18 protein-coding genes are annotated in these 18,419 nt (G+C 56.3%); 6 read left to right on the plus strand and 12 right to left on the minus strand.

Annotated features, from left to right (window positions below):
• On the plus strand, window positions 1-251 hold a 251-nt coding region (locus D8U71_RS20490; protein WP_194088189.1), incomplete at its 5' end, for a hypothetical protein.
• Window positions 252-301: 50 nt separating this feature from the next.
• Here the strand turns inward: D8U71_RS20490 and D8U71_RS20495 are convergent.
• On the minus strand, window positions 302-1,930 hold the full coding sequence (locus D8U71_RS20495) for a HAMP domain-containing sensor histidine kinase (protein WP_130888548.1): 1,629 nt from the start codon (window positions 1,928-1,930) through the stop codon (window positions 302-304).
• Window positions 1,931-2,043: 113 nt separating this feature from the next.
• Here D8U71_RS20495 and D8U71_RS20500 point away from each other — a divergent pair, with 113 nt between their 5' ends.
• Entirely contained in the window at window positions 2,044-2,646 is a 603-nt protein-coding gene (locus tag D8U71_RS20500) for a response regulator transcription factor (RefSeq protein WP_130888549.1), read from the plus strand.
• A gap of 7 nt (window positions 2,647-2,653) precedes the next feature.
• Here the strand turns inward: D8U71_RS20500 and D8U71_RS20505 are convergent, their stop codons facing one another.
• The gene (locus D8U71_RS20505; RefSeq protein ID WP_130888550.1) at window positions 2,654-3,652 is read right to left on the minus strand and encodes a bile acid:sodium symporter family protein; all 999 of its coding nucleotides are present in this window, start codon (window positions 3,650-3,652) and stop codon (window positions 2,654-2,656) included.
• Between the two features lie 82 nt (window positions 3,653-3,734).
• Between D8U71_RS20505 and D8U71_RS20510 the strand changes: the two genes are divergently transcribed.
• Complete coding sequence (locus D8U71_RS20510) at window positions 3,735-4,523, plus strand: helix-turn-helix transcriptional regulator (protein WP_016775033.1); 789 nt, start codon at window positions 3,735-3,737, stop codon at window positions 4,521-4,523.
• Window positions 4,524-4,782: 259 nt separating this feature from the next.
• Window positions 4,783-5,757, plus strand: coding sequence for a TerC family protein (locus tag D8U71_RS20515; protein ID WP_130888551.1), 975 nt, complete (start codon window positions 4,783-4,785; stop codon window positions 5,755-5,757).
• Window positions 5,758-5,881: 124 nt separating this feature from the next.
• On the opposite strand, the gene D8U71_RS20520 is transcribed toward D8U71_RS20515, so the two are convergent.
• Both D8U71_RS20520 and D8U71_RS20525 read right to left on the minus strand, forming a co-directional pair.
• Entirely contained in the window at window positions 5,882-6,982 is a 1,101-nt protein-coding gene (locus D8U71_RS20520; RefSeq protein ID WP_016775035.1) for a polyamine ABC transporter substrate-binding protein, read from the minus strand.
• 249 nt (window positions 6,983-7,231) lie between these two features.
• Window positions 7,232-8,638: a cytosine permease gene (locus D8U71_RS20525; RefSeq protein WP_016775036.1), complete on the minus strand. Its 1,407-nt coding sequence runs from the start codon at window positions 8,636-8,638 to the stop codon at window positions 7,232-7,234.
• 323 nt (window positions 8,639-8,961) lie between these two features.
• Between D8U71_RS20525 and D8U71_RS20530 the strand changes: the two genes are divergently transcribed.
• Entirely contained in the window at window positions 8,962-9,447 is a 486-nt protein-coding gene (locus tag D8U71_RS20530; RefSeq protein WP_016775037.1) for a flavin reductase family protein, read from the plus strand.
• 140 nt (window positions 9,448-9,587) lie between these two features.
• Here D8U71_RS20530 and D8U71_RS20535 read toward each other — a convergent pair whose 3' ends face one another.
• Complete coding sequence (locus D8U71_RS20535) at window positions 9,588-11,534, minus strand: methyl-accepting chemotaxis protein (protein WP_122602395.1); 1,947 nt, start codon at window positions 11,532-11,534, stop codon at window positions 9,588-9,590.
• Window positions 11,535-11,737: 203 nt separating this feature from the next.
• Between D8U71_RS20535 and D8U71_RS20540 the strand changes: the two genes are divergently transcribed.
• A complete protein-coding gene (locus tag D8U71_RS20540; RefSeq protein WP_110603706.1) occupies window positions 11,738-12,781 on the plus strand; it encodes an LLM class flavin-dependent oxidoreductase in 1,044 nt (347 codons plus the stop codon).
• Window positions 12,782-12,842: 61 nt separating this feature from the next.
• Here D8U71_RS20540 and D8U71_RS20545 read toward each other — a convergent pair whose 3' ends face one another.
• The 7 genes from D8U71_RS20545 to D8U71_RS20570 all read right to left on the minus strand — a co-directional run.
• A complete protein-coding gene (locus D8U71_RS20545) occupies window positions 12,843-13,205 on the minus strand; it encodes a hypothetical protein (protein ID WP_125918454.1) in 363 nt (120 codons plus the stop codon).
• 5 nt (window positions 13,206-13,210) lie between these two features.
• Window positions 13,211-13,753, minus strand: coding sequence for a hypothetical protein (locus D8U71_RS20550; protein ID WP_125918489.1), 543 nt, complete (start codon window positions 13,751-13,753; stop codon window positions 13,211-13,213).
• Between the two features lie 146 nt (window positions 13,754-13,899).
• Window positions 13,900-14,355, minus strand: a complete 456-nt coding sequence (locus tag D8U71_RS20555; RefSeq protein ID WP_125918453.1) for an Imm42 family immunity protein — start codon at window positions 14,353-14,355, stop codon at window positions 13,900-13,902.
• Window positions 14,356-14,512: 157 nt separating this feature from the next.
• Complete coding sequence (locus D8U71_RS28655) at window positions 14,513-14,839, minus strand: hypothetical protein (protein WP_241664248.1); 327 nt, start codon at window positions 14,837-14,839, stop codon at window positions 14,513-14,515.
• Between the two features lie 30 nt (window positions 14,840-14,869).
• Window positions 14,870-15,097: a hypothetical protein gene (locus tag D8U71_RS28660; protein ID WP_241664249.1), complete on the minus strand. Its 228-nt coding sequence runs from the start codon at window positions 15,095-15,097 to the stop codon at window positions 14,870-14,872.
• A gap of 876 nt (window positions 15,098-15,973) precedes the next feature.
• The gene (locus D8U71_RS20565; protein WP_016775043.1) at window positions 15,974-16,600 is read right to left on the minus strand and encodes a hypothetical protein; all 627 of its coding nucleotides are present in this window, start codon (window positions 16,598-16,600) and stop codon (window positions 15,974-15,976) included.
• 9 nt (window positions 16,601-16,609) lie between these two features.
• On the minus strand, window positions 16,610-18,419 hold a 1,810-nt coding region (locus D8U71_RS20570), incomplete at its 5' end, for a DUF637 domain-containing protein (protein WP_177434929.1).

Below are 18,419 nucleotides of genomic sequence, written 5' to 3' on the forward strand. Positions count from 1 at the left end.
CTGTGGCTGCCGATGGTGCTGATCGCGTCGGTGCCGGCGCTGTGGCTGCCGATGGTGCTGATCGCGTCGGTGCCGGCGCTGTGGCTGCCGATGGCGCTGATCGTGTCGGTGCCGGAGCATTGGCAGCGGATGGGGCCGACCGCACCGGCGTCAACCGAGTGGCCTACTCCCGGGTCGGAGTCGGTTCTGATCGCGTGGCATCGGCGCTGATGACCGGCAGCTATTCCGACCAGTTCAACAGCCCACAATAATCGCCGCGAAATAACGGGCGAGCTCCTGAGCCGCCCGTTTACATTGGCCTTTACAGCATCTGTTCAACCGCTGCGCCTTGTCGATCACGCAGGGCGCGCAACGTCGCGCGTAACTCGGCCGGGCGCACAGGTTTCGACAGAATCGCAATCTGGCGGTCGTGCAAGGCTGCCTGAATCTTCTCGACGTCGTGCCCGGTGATGATCATCGCCGGCACGGCCCAGCCGCGCTGCCTGCGCACTTCATCAATGCATTCGATGCCAGTGGCGTGAGTGCCCAGGTCATAGTCGGCGACGATGATGTCGCAGTCGGTGACCAGATCTTCAGCCGACCACTCGCCCTGCACCACGCAGCCCCAACGTTCAAGCAAAGCTGAAGTCGCCAGCAGCACGTTGCGATCATCCTCTACCAGGCAGACCTTCAGCCCCGTCAACAAACCCACCTGCCGCGCTTCACTGCGAACCACCGGTGACTGCGGCGCCGCCACGATCGGCAACCCCGCAAGCGTCACAGCTGTGCCGCGCCCCAACTGTGAACGCAGAGCAACGTGCACATCGATCAGTTCACCAAGACGCTTGATGATCGACAGGCCCAGCCCCACGCCTTCGACGTCTTTGTCGCGCACTTGCCGCACGCGATAAAACTCCTCGAAGACCTTGTGCAGATGCTCTTCGGCAATGCCGTTGCCGCGGTCGTAGATGACTATGGCCAGCCCTGCCCCACGTTTACGCACGCCGATCAGCACGGGTCGTTGCGCGCCGTATTTGAAGCAGTTGGAGAGCACGTTCTGCACCATGGTCGCCAGCAGCGCCGGGTCGGTTCTGACCCAGTGGTTGCACGGTCGCAGCCGCAGCTCGACGCCCCCCCAACGTGCCGCTTCCTGATGTTGGCGGACGATGTCCGCGAGCCATTCACCGAGGTTCAGCGTTTGCATTTTCGCTTCAACCCGGCCGTTATCGAGGGTGTAGAGATCGAGAATCGAGCGGAACAACTGCGAGACGTTGAGCAGTGAGCGGTCGATGTTGTCGACCAACCGCCGCTCCTCATCACCCAAGCGCGACTCCCGCAGGCACGCGGTAAACAGTCCGATGGAGTGAATTGGCTGACGCAAGTCATGACTGGCCTGCGCGAGGAAGCGCGACTTTTCCAGATTCGCCGCCAGCGCATCTTCCGACGCCTTGCGCGTGCGCTCAAGCAGCAAGTGCGCATAAAACGGAATCACCGTGCTGGTGATCAACAGCATCAACACCATGAACGGCTGCGCCTGCCAATACGGCGTCAGGCGATAGACCACCAGCAGCGCCACCAATGCAAGGCCGGTGGCAATCGCCAGATAGCGCGAGCCGTAGCGCATGCCGTTGCCGAGATTGACCCAGACCATCACCGCATACAACGGCAGCGCCGCTTCGCCGCCGATCACCAGTCCAAAACAGGTGCCGGTGTAATCGTGGACCATGGCAAAAATCCGCCGCGCCGGGTAATGCCCCGGCCAGCGCGCAATGGCCTGGCGAAACACGATCGACGCCAGCAGGAACAGACTGATGTAGGTGATGACCGGCAGGTAGGTCTCGAAGCGATGGCCCGGCAAAAAGACCAGTACGACCATGTAAACCACCGCGATGGCGGCGATGATGATGCGCAGATTGGCTTGGTCGAGTTCGGTGTTTTTCTCGAACTTCATGGGAAACGTCCTTGTGCAGCGATTGCAGTTTCGGAAGCAGCCTACAGGCAACCTTCGCGTCCAGTGCTAAGGTGCAGGCCTTGAATCACGCCTGACCCAGGGAGGGTCGCATCATGACGTGCCGGATCATCATAGCCGACGATCACCCGCTCTTTCGCGAGGCAATGCTGCGCACCGTGCAGCGCTTGCTGCCCGAAGCGGATATCTGCGAGGCCGGCGACTTCGACGCTGTGCTCGAGCTGCTGTCACAGGACAACGAGCAGGACACGCTGATACTCGATCTGCGCTTTCCCGGACTGACCTGCATCACTCAACTCGCCGACTTGCGCCAACGATTGCCGCGCACCACGCTGATCGTGGTGTCGATGGTTGACGATCAGGCGCTGATCAGTGAAGTCATGGCGGCGGGCATTGACGGTTTTATCGGCAAGAACATTGCACCGGATGAAATCGGTCAGGCGATTCTGGCGATCCGTGAAGGCGAGGTGCTGGTGAAGTCAGCGCCGTCCGGCCTCTTGCCGCTGGAAACCGCGACGACGCTGACGCCGCGTCAGCAGGACGTGCTGCGTTTGATCGCGCAAGGCAAGACCAACAAGGAAATTGCCCGTGAACTGGATATCTCCCCGTTCACGGTACGCATCCATGTGTCTTCGTTGCTGCGCACGCTGGATGTGCCGACGCGGGCGGCAGCGGCGGTCAAGTATTCGGGGCTGTGAAGCGCTTTTACGGATCAACCTGCGCCATCAGATCCGGCACCGACTCCGGTCGTTTCGCATAGCGCTGGGCCAATACCGCGCAGACCATCAGCTGAATCTGGTGGAACAACATCAGCGGCAGAATCAGCACGCCGATGGTGCTGCCGGCGAACAACACCTGCGCCATCGGCACGCCGGTGGCCAGGCTCTTTTTCGAGCCGCAGAACAGAATGGTGATGTGGTCTTCCTGATTGAAGCCGAAAGCTTTGCTCAACAGAATTGATGCCACCAGAACCAACGTCAGCAGGATGCAGCAGACCACCACCAGGCCAAGCAACTCGAACAACGGAATCTGCTGCCAGATGCCTTCGTTGACCGCCTCGCTGAATGCGCCGTAGACCACCAGCAGAATCGAGCCCTGATCAACGAATTTCAGCCAGTTCTTGTTGCGCCCTACCCACGCGCCGATCCAGCGGCGGGCGATCTGCCCGGCAATGAATGGCAGGAGCAATTGCACACTGATCTTGACGATCGCATCGAGGGTGGAGCCGCCGTCGCCGTGGACGTTGAGCAGCAACGTCACCAGCAGCGGTGTAAGGAAAATCCCGAACAGACTGGACGCCGCCGCACTGCAGATCGCCGCCGGAATATTGCCTCGCGCCAGCGAAGTGAACGCGATGGCCGACTGCACGGTCGCCGGTAATGCGCAGAGGTAGAGCATGCCCATGTACAGCTGATCACCGATCAGCGGTGACAACAGCGGTTTCAGCGCTAGGCCGAGGATCGGGAACAGTACGAAGGTCAGGCCGAACACCAGCAGATGCAGACGCCAGTGGCCAGCGCCGGCGATGATCGATTCGCGCGACAGCTTGGCGCCGTGCAGGAAAAACAGCAGGGCGATGGCGATGTTGGTCAGCCAGCCGAAGCCGACCGCGACCTGGCCGCTGGCCGGCAGGAAGCTCGCCAGCAGCACAACGCCGATCAAGGTCAGCGTGAAGTTATCGGGCAGAAAACGTGGGCGCGTCATGAGATTCATCCGGGGGTTGCCAGTGCGTGCCGACGACTCTAACGTGACTGGTAATTACCGACTAACGCCGAAGAGCCGCAAGATGCCGCCTAAAGGACATGCCAAAAGCGTTCGCCGCAGTGTTCCCGGGCTGCCCAGCCTGCCGCGCCCCGTGTATGGACGCACCGAATCGCTGCCCAATCGCGCCCTCACCCGTCGCCACAGTCATCCGTGGGTGCAGTTGTCCTACGCGATTCAGGGCGTGCTCGAAGTGCAGACCAGCGCCGGCCGATTCGTCGCGCCGCCGGAGCGTGCGGTGTGGATTCCGGCCGGCGTGCCGCACCGGGTGTTCAGCGCACCGCATACGGAAATGCGCAGCCTGTACATCGACAGCAGCGTCACCGGTTGGGCCGCCGAGCATTGCCATGTGCTCGGCGTCAGCGATCTGCTCAGGGAGTTGATTCGCGCCTTCAGTCAGGTGCCAGTGGAATACGACGAAAGCGGCCCTGACGGACGCTTGGCCCAGGTGATCCTTGATCAATTGGCCGACGCGCCGACCATCGACTTGATGCTGCCGCTGCCGCAAGACCCGCGCTTGAAGCAGATCTATCAGAGCCTGGAGCAACACCCGGAGCAGCAGACCACCCTGAGCCACTGGAGCGAAAAATTCGGTGTCACCGAAAAGACTCTGACGCGCCTGTTTTTGCGCGACACCGGCCTGACCTTCCGCGCCTGGCGCCAGCGCCTGCGCTTGCTCGGGGCCCTGACCCCGCTGGAAAAAGGCGAGCGTGTCACCGACGTTGCACTGGCTTGTGGATACGACTCGACCTCGGCGTTTATCGCCGCGTTTCGTCAGCAGTTTGGTGAGACGCCGGGGGAGTTTTTCCGCTAACACTTCGTTTTTGCCGAACTGTCAGTCAGAAATAAACGATTTTTCTTTGCTCCTGATCCGTCGCTAGCATGGCCCCGTCTGACTTTGATCGAGAAGAGAAGATGATCCCTGTGGGAGCGAGCCTGCTCGCGAACGCGGTGGGTCAGCAACCTCAACTTCACTGTTCCATCGCATTCGCGAGCAGGCTCGCTCCCACAGGGGATGCGCGTGCCGTTGAATCAGCGATAACACTGCAAGTAACAAGACAGGGGAGCGTGCCATGCCTGCCACGAACATCAACATCGGCGAACCCTGGATGTGGGGCGCCTTCATCGTCTTCGTTCTGGCCATGCTGGCCCTGGACTTGTTTGTCTTCGGCGGGCGCAAGGCGCACCGGGTGTCGGTGCGGGAAGCGTCGGCCTGGGTGATTGCCTGGTGCCTGTTGGCGCTGAGCTTCGCCGGATTGCTCTGGTGGTATCTGCACGGTGAATTCGGCGGTGAAATCGCCCGACAGAAAACCCTGGAATTTCTCACCGGCTATCTGATCGAGCAGTCGCTGTCGATCGACAACATGTTCGTCTTCGTGATGATCTTCAGCTACTTCGCCGTGCCACCGGAATTGCAGCGACGAGTGCTGCTGTACGGCGTGCTCGGCGCGATCGTCATGCGCGCGATCATGATTTTTGCCGGGGTGTGGCTGGTGTCGCAGTTCGAATGGCTGCTGTATGCCTTCGGTGTGTTCCTGATCATCACCGGGATCAAGATGCTGATCTTCGCTGATCATCAACCGGATCTGGAAAAGAATCCGTTACTGCGCTGGGTGCGCGGGCATATGCGCATCACCAGTGGCTTTCACGGCGAGAAGTTTTTCATCCTGCAGAACGGCGTGCGCTGGGCAACGCCGATGTTCCTGGTGCTGGTGCTGATCGAGGCCAGCGACTTGATGTTCGCCGTCGACAGCATCCCGGCGATCTTCGCCGTCACCACCGACCCGTTCATTGTTTTCACTTCGAACATCTTCGCGATCATGGGTCTGCGCGCGCTGTACTTCCTGCTGGCGGACATGGCTGATCGCTTTCACCTGCTCAAATACGGGCTGGCGATCGTGCTGGTGTTCATCGGCGGCAAGATGGTGCTGATGCCGTGGTTCCACATGCCGGTGGAATGGTCGCTGGCAATCGTCGGGTCGGTGATTCTGGGTTCGGTGCTGTTGAGTCTGGTGACCAGCCGCGAGGCAGAACGCCGCACCGAATGACACCACCCAACCCCACCTGTGGGAGCGAGCCTGCTCGCGAATACGCCGGATCATTCAACGTAGGAGTTGAATGACACACCGCTTTCGCGAGCAGGCTCGCTCCCACATTTGAAGTGCGGTGCTCTTATTTATCGGACTTGATACTGGTCCACACCCGCGTGCGCACCCGCTCCATTTTCTGCGGCAACGGTTGCACCACGTACAGGGTTTTCAGCGCCTCGCTGGTCGGGGTCAGGTTGGGGTTGTCGGTGATGTCCTTGTTGACCAGCGGCATCGAGTCCTTGTTGGCATTCGGATACCCGAGGAAATCGCTGATCGGGGCGATCACTTTCGGATCAAGCAAGTGGTTGAGGAATTCGTGGGCCTCGGCGACGTTCTTCGCGCTCTTCGGAATGGCGAAGGTATCGAACCAGATCGGCGCGCCCTCCTTCGGCAAACGCCAGTCGACCACCACGCCGTTGCCCGCCTCTTTGGCGCGATTACCGAACTGGTAGAAGCTGCCGGAATAACCGATCGCCACGCAGATGTCGCCGTTGGCAATGTCGGTCATGTACTTGGCCGAGTTGAAATAGGTCACGTAAGGGCGAATCTTCATCATCAAGGCCTTGGCCTTTTCATAGTCCGCCGGGTTCTGGCTGTTCGGATCGAGGCCAAGGTAATGCAGGGCCAGCGGCAGAATTTCCGACGGCGAATCGAGCATCGCCACGCCGCAGGCCTTGAGTTTTTCCATGTTCTCGGGCTTGAACACCAGATCCCAACTGTCCACCGGCGCGTTGTCGCCCAGGGCGGCCTTGACCTTGGCCGGGTTGAAGCCGATCAGCACGGTGCCATACATGTACGGCACGCCGTACTGGTTGCCGGGGTCGTTGGCGTCGAGCAACTTGAGCAACGCCGGATCCTGGTGCTGCCAGTTCGGCAATTTCGACTTGTCGAGTTTCTGGAACACGCCGGCCTTGATCTGGGTTTCGATGAACTGATTGGACGGCACCACCAGGTCGTAACCGGAGTTGCCGGTGAGCAGTTTGGCTTCCAGGGATTCGTTGGTGTCGAAGGTGTCCCAGGTCACTTTGATCTTGCTTTGCTCGGCGAAGTCCTTGGGCACTGACGGCAGAATGTAATCCGCCCAGTTGTACACCCGCAGTTCGCGCTGCTCGGCCTGGACGGCGCTGGCCAGCAGCGTCAGGCCACACACGGTGGCGCCCAGAATGCGTTTGATCGTGACCATGGTTGTTTCCCCGAATGCGACGTGAGATCGATGGTTTTTATGTTCTGTACACGGCAGTGGCTGTAACGATAGCCAAGGGCAAAAAAGGTCGAGCCTGTTGTTATGGTTTCGATTCTTGCTGACAGCGTAGCGCGATGACAGTAGGCGGCAGGCCAAAAGGGGATCGATATGGCCAATTTGCTTGACCGCTGAAATGCGCAAACAAAAATGCCCGGCGCTGGGCCGGGCATTGCTGTGTTGCCGTTGGGATCAGTCGGTATAGCCGAGTCTGGCCGCCCTGCTCTGCTGCGCCTGACCGCGAGTTGCCAGGCAGTAATACAGCGGCACCGTTACCACCAGGCCAACCAGCCACGACAGGTCAGCACCTTCCACCAGATTGGCGTATGGCCCGACGTACAGCGAGGTGTTGGCAAACGGCAGTTGCACGATGATGCCGATGAAGTAGGCAATGATCGCGTGCAGGTTGAAGCGCCCGTAGATGCCACCGTCGGCGCGGAAGATCGAGGCGATGTCGTAGTTGCCGCGCTTGATCAGGTAGAAGTCGATCAGGTTGATCGACGCCCATGGCACCAGCACCAGCAACAGCGCGAGAATCAGTCCAATGAACTCGGAAATGAAATCCGCCGAAGCACCGAGGGCGACCACGCAGCATCCGGCAAGGATCACGCTCGACAGCACCACGCGCACCTTGATGCTCGGCGTCCACTGGCTGGCGAAGGTCTGAATCGAGGTGATGATCGACAACACCGCGCCATACAGATTGAGCGCGTTGTGGCTGATGATGTTGAGCAGAAACAGCACCATCAGAATCGGCCCCAGCCAGCCGGTGGACTGCTTGACCGCCGCCATCGCTTCAGTGCCTTCCGGCGTCGCCAGCACTGCCACCGCGCCAAAACTGAACGACAGAATCGTGCCCAGCGTCGCGCCCAGATACGTCGCCCAGAAGGGTTTGGCGATACCGATGTCTGCTGGCAGATAACGCGAATAGTCGGAGACGTATGGCGAGAAGCTGATCTGCCAGATGATCCCCAGCGACACCGTCGCCAGCCAGCCTGAGAGATTGAAACTGCCGCGCGTCAGGAAGTCCGCCGGCAAGTCATGGGCGAAGATGTAGATGAAGCCTGCGAGCAATGCGCCGCCCATCACCCAGGTGCCGATGCGGTTGAGGGTGTGGATGAAGTTGTAGCCGATCACACCGATCGCCGTGGCGGCCAGCGCGCCGATCAGAATGCTCAGCGGCGCTGGCACTGACGGCGCAATGCCGACGATGGATTTGCCCGCCAGCACGATGTTGGAAATGAAGAAACCGATGTAGATGAGCGCCGCGAAGAACACGATCAGCAGTGCGCCATAACGACCGAACTGACCGCGACTCTGGACCATTTGCGGAATGCCCATGCGCGGACCCTGCGCCGAGGCCAGCGCAATCACCACGCCGCCGATCATATGCCCCAGCGCAATCGCCAGCAGCCCCCAGAACAGATTGAGGTGGAACACCTGAACCACCATGGCGCCGGTGACGATGGGCAGTGGCGCGATGTTGGTGCTGAACCAAAGAGTGAACAGATCGCGGGCCTTCCCGTGGCGTTCCGCGAGTGGGACGTAATCGACCGTATGATTCTCGATCAACGGATCTTGCCGGGACATCTGGGACATATGCATGAACTCGAGTTTGTCTGTTTTTATCTTTGTATGAAGCCAAACCGGGAGGACTCTTGGGTCGCCCCTCAGATGCAGACCATATTATGGTATTCCAAACTTTGCACAAGCCTGATCCGCTGATTCTGTCGCTGTCTGATCCGCTATCCTCGCTGATCCCACCCCTGACCGGCTAGCTGAAAGCCCCATAAACACTGAGTTTCCGACGAAAGCGGCACGTTTATCGGTTCACCAGAAAAGCTCTTGCAAGATATGTATTACGGTATACCATCAGACCTACAAACCATAAAAACCGCGTCACACCACCCGAGGACCACCCAATGATCGATGCTGCCATTTACAAACAAGTCATGGGCTCGTTCCCGTCCGGCGTCACCGTTATCACCACGCTGGACGACGACGGTCAGATCGTCGGCCTGACCGCCAGCGCGTTCAGCTCGCTGTCGATGGACCCGGCGCTGGTTCTGTTCTGCCCCAACTACAGCTCCGACTCCTATCCCGTGCTGATCAAGAACAAACGCTTTGCGATTCACCTGTTGTCCAGCGTGCAGCAAAGCGAGGCCTATGCCTTCGCGCGCAAAGGCAAGGACAAGGCGCAGGGCATCGAGTGGACGTTGAGCGAACTGGGCAACCCGATCCTCGCCAATGCCACGGCGGTGATCGAGTGCGAGTTGTGGCGTGAATACGAAGGTGGCGACCACGCGATCATGGTCGGCGCGGTGAAGAACCTGATCGTCCCCGAGCAGGTCGCCGGACCGCTGGTGTATTGCCACGGCAAGATGGGCGCGTTGCCGGTTGTGGCGTGATTTCACCAGATCTCGGATATCCCATGTGGGAGCGAGCCTGCTCGCGAAAGCGATGGGTCAGTTGTTACATTTTTGACTGACCCGACGCCTTCGCGAGCAGGCTCGCTCCCACAGGTTTTGGTGTTGCCTGGGCGACCGTGTCAGGTCCTAAACCGGCTCACCAACTGATTCAACGTCTGCGACAACGCCGTCAGGTTCTGCGCATCCTGCCGAGTCGAATCCGCCAGGCTCGCCACCAACTGCGCATCGCCATGAATCTGGCTGATGTGCCGATTGATGTCCTCTGCCACTTGATGCTGTTCCTCCGCCGCCGTGGCGATCTGGGTGTTCATGTCGCGGATCACGTCGACCGATTCACGGATCAACTCAAAACTCGCCCGTGCCTCGTTGATCGACACCACGGTTTCCTGCGACACCTCAAGGCTGGCGTGCATCTGCTTGCCCATCTGGTGGGTGCGCCGCGCCAGATTGCCGAGCAGTGCGTCAATCTCACCGGTGGAATCCGAGGTGCGTTTGGCCAGCGCCCGGACTTCATCGGCGACCACGGCAAAGCCCCTGCCCTGTTCACCGGCGCGCGCGGCTTCGATGGCGGCGTTGAGCGCGAGCAGATTGGTCTGCTCGGCAATCGAGCGGATGGTGCCGAGGATCGACTGAATGTCGTTGCTGTCCTGTTCCAGTTGCTGCATCGACTCGGCACTGTGGCCGATCTCCTGACTCAGGCGCCCGACGTTGCTGACCGCTGCGTCGATCTGCTGCTGCCCGGTGTGTGCCTGACGCTGACCGTTGTCTGCTGAATCGGCCGCTTGGCTGCACGAACGCGCGACCTCGTTGGAAGTGGCGACCATTTCGTGAAACGCCGTAGACACCATGTCCACCGCCTCACGCTGACGCGAAGCGACGTCGGCCATTTCCGCCGAGACTTCGGTGGCGCTGCCAGAGCTGCTGTGAATCTGCCCCGCTGCCTGGCCGATGCGCTGAATCAACGTACGAATCGCTTCAAGAAACTGGTTGAACCAGCCCGCCAGTTGCGCGGTTTCATCCTGCCCACGTACTTCCAGTCGCGCAGTCAGATCGCCCTCGCCCTGGGCAATGCCTTCGAGTCCGCTGGCGACACCACGAATCGGCTTGACCATCAACCCGGCAAACCACGCGCCGGCCATTGCAAACAACAGTGCGCAAACCACAGCGATCGCGCCGATCAGCCAGGTCAAATGCGTCGCCCCGGCCATCACTTCGCTCGCCTTGACCAAGCCGACAAACCGCCAGCCCAACGCCTGCGAGGGCCAGACCAGCGCCATGTAATCCTCGCCGGCCAGTTGCACCTCGACCAGGCCTTTGCCCGCCTCGGCCAGTTGCTGATAACCGTCGCCGAGATCGCTGAGTTTCTTGAAGTTGTGCGCCGGATCGCTCGGGTCGACCAGCACGGTGTTGTTGGCTTCCATCAACATCAGATAACCGCTCTCGCCGAGGCGGATCTGCTTGACCAGATCGGTCAATTGCTTGAGCGACACATCGATGTTGACCACACCGGCATTGCTGCCCAACTGGTTGTTGAAGCTGCGCACAGTGCTCACCAGCACCACGTCATCCGCCGCCCAGTAATAGGCCTCGGTGCGCAGGGTTTTGCCGGGATTGGCCATCGCGGTTTTGTACCAGGGCCGGGTGCGCGGATCGTAGTTCGCCAACTTCGCATCGCCCGGCCAGAACAGATAACCGCCCTGCTCGGTGCCGACAGATAGATAGGTGTAGGCCGGATGCGCCTTAGCCAGACCGTCGAACAGTTTGAACAGCTGTTGATCCTGCGGCCCCATTGGCACTTGCGCGGCGTCGCTGCTCAGGTAGCGTTTGAGGCTGGTGTCGATGCTCTGCAGTTGCGGATGCTCGGCCAGATAGGCAACGTTTTGGCTGATGCCCTCGAAAAACAGCTGCATCGCGTTTTCCACCTGACGCACCTCGCGCCCGGTGCTGTCGGTAAAGGTGTCGCGCGCGCCCTCGCGGACATTGAGGATGATCAGCGCTGCCACCAGTAACACCGGCAGGCTGGCGATTACCGCAAACGCCAGAGTCAGTTTTTGTTTTATGTTCATTGCTTGCGCCTTCCTTGTTCGAAGTGTCGGTCAGAAATATTTTGCGGATATTCCGTATTATGGTATACCAATATTCAATCAACCGAACAGCCGTCCTCGAAGGCGTGCTTGAATGGTGAGAAGACTCGCGAGCGCACAGCGCTCACGTCAGTTCGACAGGCCCGCATACGACCGGCCAATTACAAAAGACTCGAGGTAGCGTCATGAAATTTTCCCTGTTCGTACACATGGAACGCTGGGACGAAAGCGTCAGCCACCGCCAACTGTTCGAAGACCTGACCGAACTGACGCTGATGGCCGAGGCTGGCGGTTTCAGCACCGTGTGGATCGGCGAACACCACGCCATGGAATACACCATCTCCCCAAGCCCGATGCCGCTGCTGGCCTACCTCGCAGCAAAAACCACGACCATCCACCTCGGCGCCGGCACCATCATCGCGCCGTTCTGGCACCCGCTACGCGTCGCCGGCGAATGCGCCCTGCTCGACGTGATCAGCAACGGCCGCATGGAAGTCGGTCTCGCCCGTGGCGCCTATCAGGTTGAATTCGACCGCATGGCCGGCGGCATGCCCGCCTCGAGCGGTGGCCAGGCCCTGCGCGAAATGGTCCCGGTGGTCCGTGCCCTGTGGCAAGGCGACTACGCCCACGACGGCGACATCTGGAAATTCCCCACCTCCACCAGCGTGCCGAAGCCGATCCAGAAGCCCAACCCACCCATGTGGATCGCCGCCCGCGACCCGGATTCGCACAACTTCGCCGTCGCCAACGGCTGCAACGTCATGGTCACGCCATTGATGAAAGGCGACGAAGAAGTCCTCGACCTGAAGAACAAATTCCAGACCGCACTGGACAACAACCCAGACGTACCGCGCCCACAACTGATGGTGCTGCGCCACACCCACGTGCACACCGCTGATAACCCGGACGGCTGGAAAGTCGGCGCGAAAGCGATCTCACGTTTCTATCGCACCTTTGATGCGTGGTTCGGTAACAAGCAGACACCGGTCAACGGCTTCCTCGCGCCGAGCCCGGAAGAGAAGTTTGCCGGACGTCCGGAGTTTGAGCTGGAGAGCCTGCACAAGACCGCGATGATCGGCACGCCGGAAGAGATCATTCCGCGGATCAAGTACTACCAGGAACTGGGGGTGGATGAGTTCAGTTTCTGGTGTGACAACAGCTTGCCGCATGAAGAGAAGAAGAAATCGCTGGAGTTGTTTATCAGGGATGTGGTGCCGGCGTTTCGGTAACCCCCTACTGGCTCGGCCCGGTAAATTAAAACGCCCCGGCAGAGTTCGGGGCGTTTTAGTTTTACGTCGGCTCGTCGTCCCAAAAATTGCCAGCGGGTGCGTATTGGCCATCTCGGAAAACGGCGCACCAACCAAAACTTCGGTAGAACATTTCAAGATCAATGATCTGGTACAAGCCTTCGCTAATTTTACCCAAGGTAATCAGACCATTGGCATAGTGGGTGTATTGACCACCCGCCCCGGCGACCGCACGTCGTTCCAGTTCCTCACGACTCCAGCCCGATACGATCCCGGATGATTCAGGGACTGTATCCGAGAAGGAAATTTCGAATTGCGTTGAAACCTTGCAAATACACGGAATCCGTTGCTGTCTGAGCAAGTCATCGGAGATCAGGTTGTCAGGGAAATGAATATTTAATTTCAAATGGCTCAGGTTCCGATGAGGCTACGCTGACCCGGCCGGGTGACATCGTAAACATGCTGCTCGCAAGCCTGCCCAACAAACTGAAACTCCACCAGGTAGACCTTGCTTCGCTCCGGGGTAAAAGTACTGTTCAGCGGCCCGCAGCTATAAGTATTGCCAGTGCCCATGCCGTTGGAACGCCCCGACACCTCGAAAGGTTCGTCGGCATTGGCTTGCGTTTCCAACTGAGGGAAGTGCTTGAACGTGGCGCTATTGGCCGCTTCGCTGACTTTGGCGATCCAGCCGAATACCTTGCCCCGCCCGGAATCCACCACAGTACCCAGCACTTCCATTCGCCGATCGGGATCTGAAGCCTGGCGAACCGAGAACTCGACAGGGTATGTGTAACCTGTCGCTTTCATGATGATTTTGGCGTGTTGTGCATCTGGTGTTACCGTTTTTTGCTGAAGTTGGACACCCTCCTTTAAAAGACTGGGGGAAGAGTCTCTGACGTTGGAATGGCAGCCTGCAATCAGGAAAACAAAAGGCAGCAAAAGTCCGGGTTTAATCAATTTTTATTACCCTTTCAAAGAGTAGCGGCCAGATTTGTCGGGCTCAACAAACCTGCCCCGCTACAACCACCATTAAATAAAGTCAAAAGACAGTAATGGACTTGAACATCAGGACATTCTGCCCATCCATGCCGCTGCGAACTCTAAAATTCATCAATACCTTCAATTACGCCATTCACTGCCCCCCGAGGCAGCAACGCCTCATGGACAAGGTTGCCAAAGTCTTTACTCCAGACCAGCCTGTCCGCATGCTCCGTTTTTTGAAAATAAATAAACAGACCGGCGTCCCCCAAGAAGGTGCACGTCATATCTTGCACGCCTTCTAAAATGGCGGACTCCCCTTTGAAGAAATAACGATGCGCGGAAGCAAATAATTCTTTTGCAGAAATCGCTGAATCGCCCTCCTCTATATTTTCAAATTCCATTTTTGCGTAGAAGTTCACGGCAGTTTTAAGTTCGACGACATCCACGACATCAAGGAGCCTTTCCCCACCAACAAACAACGAAAACAAGCCGTTTACCCAGAAACAACTTGAATCAGTCCAATCCCTCACTACATCAAACTGAATTGAGAATATAAACGGATCGCCGTAAATCATTTCAATGTTACTCCTAGCGCCTTTTGTACCGCCGCCGGTGACAAAAGGGGACGGTCCCCTTTTTTTCGCTTTTTTTACGTTCGACACGAATTGAAAGGTGATTCAAAGGTGGCCTGCGCCAATTTACCCTCCAATATATTAAATATCAGCATTTAGTTTATAAAAAACGGACTTTCCAAAAATCTTTACCTGCATCCACCCAATACTTTTCTCGTGACGGAATCAAGTAGCTGAAATCGCTAGATTCAGCAATCCAACCCGGATGCACATACTCCTCATGAAATCGACCGTCATCCACATGCATGAAAATCTTTCGATCAAAATTCACGTAAAACAGAGGAAGCCGCGAGCGTATGACATTTGCATTTTTGAACAATTCCGAATCCAGACCTTCGCCTGTGAGATAGTAGTTTTCAATTCTTTCGAAAACATCCGACTCAGCCCCAATAAAGCCTTGCAATTCGGAAGACAACAAAATCTTCACACTCGGCCCTTGAAGATACGAAGGAAAGTTCTAAGCTGTCATCTTCAAGATTCCATTCCTGAATTTCAGGCAGGATCGTTCGTATTGCTCTTGCGTCATAGTTCCGTTACTCAATGACGCTCTAAGACTCTTGTCAACGTCAAGCGTAAAATTACGTTTTTCATCAACAACCCAGTAGCACTGAGCTGACTGAACAAAAAAACCGATACTTTTTTTGCCGTCCCACAGGTCATCAAAAACTTCTTGATCAATGGTCATTTCTTAAACTCTAAAAATTCTTCTTGGGAAAAAGGGGGACAGCCCACCTTTTACTAAATGGTAGATTTTTTCGGCCGTCCCGGGCTCCCTCGCTGCACACGACGACCGATCATTGCCTCGACTTCAACAGCAAACTTTGGGCCGCCAAAAACATTACTTCCATTGGTCGCGGCACTAATCTGGTCAACCACTTCTGACTCTAAGTCTTAAAGACACTCATGAAAAATCATCAATCATTTTATCTAACGTAAGTCATCGAGACAAGTAACCAGGGAGCGAGCTAACCAATGCTCGATCAGCCTCGTGTTCCGCCCCTTTACGCCCCTTCAACATAATCTTTGATTTTTGAAAGTTTGCTGGAAGCCCAATATACAGACATGAGAATAGACAACGGCAGGCACAACTATTTAAACACCATTTCAAAATCCGGTTCAAAAAACAAATACATAACAGCCATCAACAAGAAAACCATAACTAAAGTAATCGTCATGAATACAGTCCAAACGAACCCTGCCAGACTTAAGTACATAATCAGCTAAAGCACAATATTTTTTATTTCGCACCACAGTCACACCAAACAAGGAAGTTCACCTGAGGCCATCCGCAGCGATGACTTTCAAAGATACTTTTACAAAACCTGCTCCAACTGAAAACACAAGATCCCCGCCACTATATACTGCAGGGCCATACCCTCCGGGAATGTAGGAAAATGCGTCCTTCACCGGGTTGTAATTAGACGGGCTACCGCCCCAAAAAAATGATTATAAATGTCAGACCCGCCTTCAATAGTGAGAAATGGGGACAGACCAAGTTTTTAGAGTGTTTTCTAAACGTGACCTACCCCCACCTATTCTTTTTCACAGAAAATTTGATTTTTTATTTTTTCACAAAATTTTCCAGAATTTTATTTTTCTCAGACAATAAGGCTCTGACAAAATCAGCGTCAAATTCCATTATCAAACCAATGGCATCCTTGATTTTCCACCGATGAAGTTCCGGATGTTCAACCATTGCGATCAAATGCTGCTTCAGCAGCGGTAGGTACTCTGAATACTTTTCACGATGCACGAAAGAATATATTTCCGATATTTCAAAAGGCCTCTCGTTGGCCAGAGCGATTATTTTTGAAAGCACATCATATACCTGACGCCTCGCTAATTCCTTTCCACTGACCTCAGCGGCATTTGCGAAATACATCGTCACTGCCATCAATATATGCCGATATGTATCATCGTACCCATGGAGTCTATGGGTATAAATACCCTCAATAATCTCTGGGCGACGCATATATTCTTCCAGCACTATCAAGCCGTTATGGACGCCCCAGCTGGTGAGAAGTTTAGAAGCCTGAAAACGCTCCATTTCATTCCCACTGTTGAGCAGTTGCCTCACTGCGGCCATTCTTTCTTCTGAAATGTCTTCTCGGTCAAGGTCACCCGCCTCCACAGCGTAATCGGCGTGTTCCGGAATACCATTGAGCAGTTCGTATGTTTTGGGATCCATCGCCTTCACCTATTTTTTCACCGGTTTAATGTAGTCAGCCGGAACACAACCTTTGATCAAACATTCCCCATCCCTCGCAGCGCTTGCCAAATCTGTCTCTGCTCTGTCTAATGAGGTTTGATTTTTTGGCGTGGGATTGTTCGTAAATTTATCACGCGCCGCATCGACTTTCGTCTGCAACTCCGTTGTCACTTCCTGATTTGTCAAAAATTTAGTGTTTGGCAATACACCGGAATCAATGTCCTGTTGCAATCTTTTTACGTCAATCTCAATTTTGTTCGTACCGTAATCTTTTGGGTTTGACGTTGTGCTCGGGTCGGTAACAGAAATATACGGCGAGTTTTCAGCGTTACCACCGCGTACATGTGATTGAACGCTACCGGTCCCGTCTATATTTGGCGGAACTAAATCGCCATTTTCGTTAAGATGCGCTTTCGGTTTTCCGTTTCCATTCACGGTGGCACTGAAATCGTCATCGCTGCGCACAACAATATCACCCGCGCCCTTTACGCCTCCAGACCCACCAAGATTACCGTCGACATCTGGTGAATGAGAAGCGCTGTTTTTGGTCGTTCCTTTGCTACCGCCCGGTTTACCACCGCCCGCGACATCTGCGGCTACGCCTGCGGCATCTGCCCAAAACGCGGCGCTTTCACCATCACGCTGAACTACAATCTCTCTGATGATCGTGTTTTGCGCAGTTTGGTTATTCTCCGTAATGATCCAGCCTACGTTTGCAGCTGCACATATATCCCCACTGAGCCTCAGCTGCTCTGCCAGTTCGCGAATTTTTGGCTGATCGGCTAGGAGCTGATCCGAAAGCTGCTTGCAGGCACTCAAGTTTTTCTGACAGAGGCTACCCAACTCCGCATTTCGCTGCTCATCCAGATTGGCATAACGCTCTCGCACTTCTGCTTTGCACGTCTCGGATGCGCATTTTGCCTGCTCATCCAGCATTTCCACGATTTCGTGGTGCATAAGGTAGTTGTAGTTAGTAGCGTCCTTCGCAATAGTCGCGCCCTCTTGAAGGTTACCGTCGCTTACGGCTGCCGCAGCGATACCCACTAGTTGGGAGGACATCGACAACAGGTTGCTGTCGTTCTTGACCAGCGTCGCCAACTGTGTAACCAGAGCCTCATTTGCACCCGCCGCCAATGCACCCGTTTTGAAATCGCCACCCGCAGCTTCAGTCAGCAACCCTCCAACAACCGCGTGCAATGCGATTTTTTCGAGACTGCCGTCTTTCCAGCCCTGTTTAGCAGCAAAATCGCCTACAGCATTGAATGCCGCGGCGTTCAGAGTACTCAACAGAGCGCCCGTCAACGCATTACCGAAATCCGCGTGCTGACCGAAAGTCGCGCCCAAAACAGTGGAAGTCATGTTCTGCAGCAGCTGGTTACCGGCGAAACGGCCAATGCCTTCCAGACTGCTCAAGTCAGTCATGACTTGGCCGGTTATCGGATTTGTTGTGGTCTTGAGAATGCTGTCGAAGTAGCCCGCCGTCAGGCCAGCAGTTACTCCTGAAATAACATAGCCAGCCAGCGCATCAGAAGACGTTACATCTTTGAATACAGCGCCAAGGTTGCCACCGTTATTGATAAAACTGGTGGCGGCATTTGTCGCTGCTCCGGTAGCTACAGCAGCATAAGATGCCGCCCAGAACGTGCCCATCCCACTCATCGCCGTCAAAGCTGCCGGTCCAACAACCGCAGCCATCACGATCGCAATGATCATTTGGGACGCCGGGCCAAGCCCCGAGTTGCTGTATTTAAACGACTCGTGAATCTCCTTCACGCGCCGCCAATCAACATCTCCCCGA

Source organism: Pseudomonas sp. Sample_21, assembly GCF_004307525.1.
Taxonomy (GTDB): Bacteria; Pseudomonadota; Gammaproteobacteria; order Pseudomonadales; family Pseudomonadaceae; genus Aquipseudomonas; species Aquipseudomonas atacamensis.

Bases quoted from the DNA above. Each gene is read 5' to 3' on its own strand.
- D8U71_RS20495 (WP_130888548.1), bottom strand. From the start codon at position 1,930: ATGAAGTTCGAGAAAAACACCGAACTCGACCAAGCCAATCTGCGCATC.
- D8U71_RS20500 (WP_130888549.1), top strand. From the start codon at position 2,044: ATGACGTGCCGGATCATCATAGCCGACGATCACCCGCTCTTTCGCGAG.
- D8U71_RS20505 (WP_130888550.1), bottom strand. From the start codon at position 3,652: ATGACGCGCCCACGTTTTCTGCCCGATAACTTCACGCTGACCTTGATC.
- D8U71_RS20510 (WP_016775033.1), top strand. From the start codon at position 3,735: ATGCCGCCTAAAGGACATGCCAAAAGCGTTCGCCGCAGTGTTCCCGGG.
- D8U71_RS20515 (WP_130888551.1), top strand. From the start codon at position 4,783: ATGCCTGCCACGAACATCAACATCGGCGAACCCTGGATGTGGGGCGCC.
- D8U71_RS20520 (WP_016775035.1), bottom strand. From the start codon at position 6,982: ATGGTCACGATCAAACGCATTCTGGGCGCCACCGTGTGTGGCCTGACG.
- D8U71_RS20525 (WP_016775036.1), bottom strand. From the start codon at position 8,638: ATGTCCCAGATGTCCCGGCAAGATCCGTTGATCGAGAATCATACGGTC.
- D8U71_RS20530 (WP_016775037.1), top strand. From the start codon at position 8,962: ATGATCGATGCTGCCATTTACAAACAAGTCATGGGCTCGTTCCCGTCC.
- D8U71_RS20535 (WP_122602395.1), bottom strand. From the start codon at position 11,534: ATGAACATAAAACAAAAACTGACTCTGGCGTTTGCGGTAATCGCCAGC.
- D8U71_RS20540 (WP_110603706.1), top strand. From the start codon at position 11,738: ATGAAATTTTCCCTGTTCGTACACATGGAACGCTGGGACGAAAGCGTC.
- D8U71_RS20555 (WP_125918453.1), bottom strand. From the start codon at position 14,355: ATGATTTACGGCGATCCGTTTATATTCTCAATTCAGTTTGATGTAGTG.
- D8U71_RS28660 (WP_241664249.1), bottom strand. From the start codon at position 15,097: ATGACCATTGATCAAGAAGTTTTTGATGACCTGTGGGACGGCAAAAAA.
- D8U71_RS20565 (WP_016775043.1), bottom strand. From the start codon at position 16,600: ATGGATCCCAAAACATACGAACTGCTCAATGGTATTCCGGAACACGCC.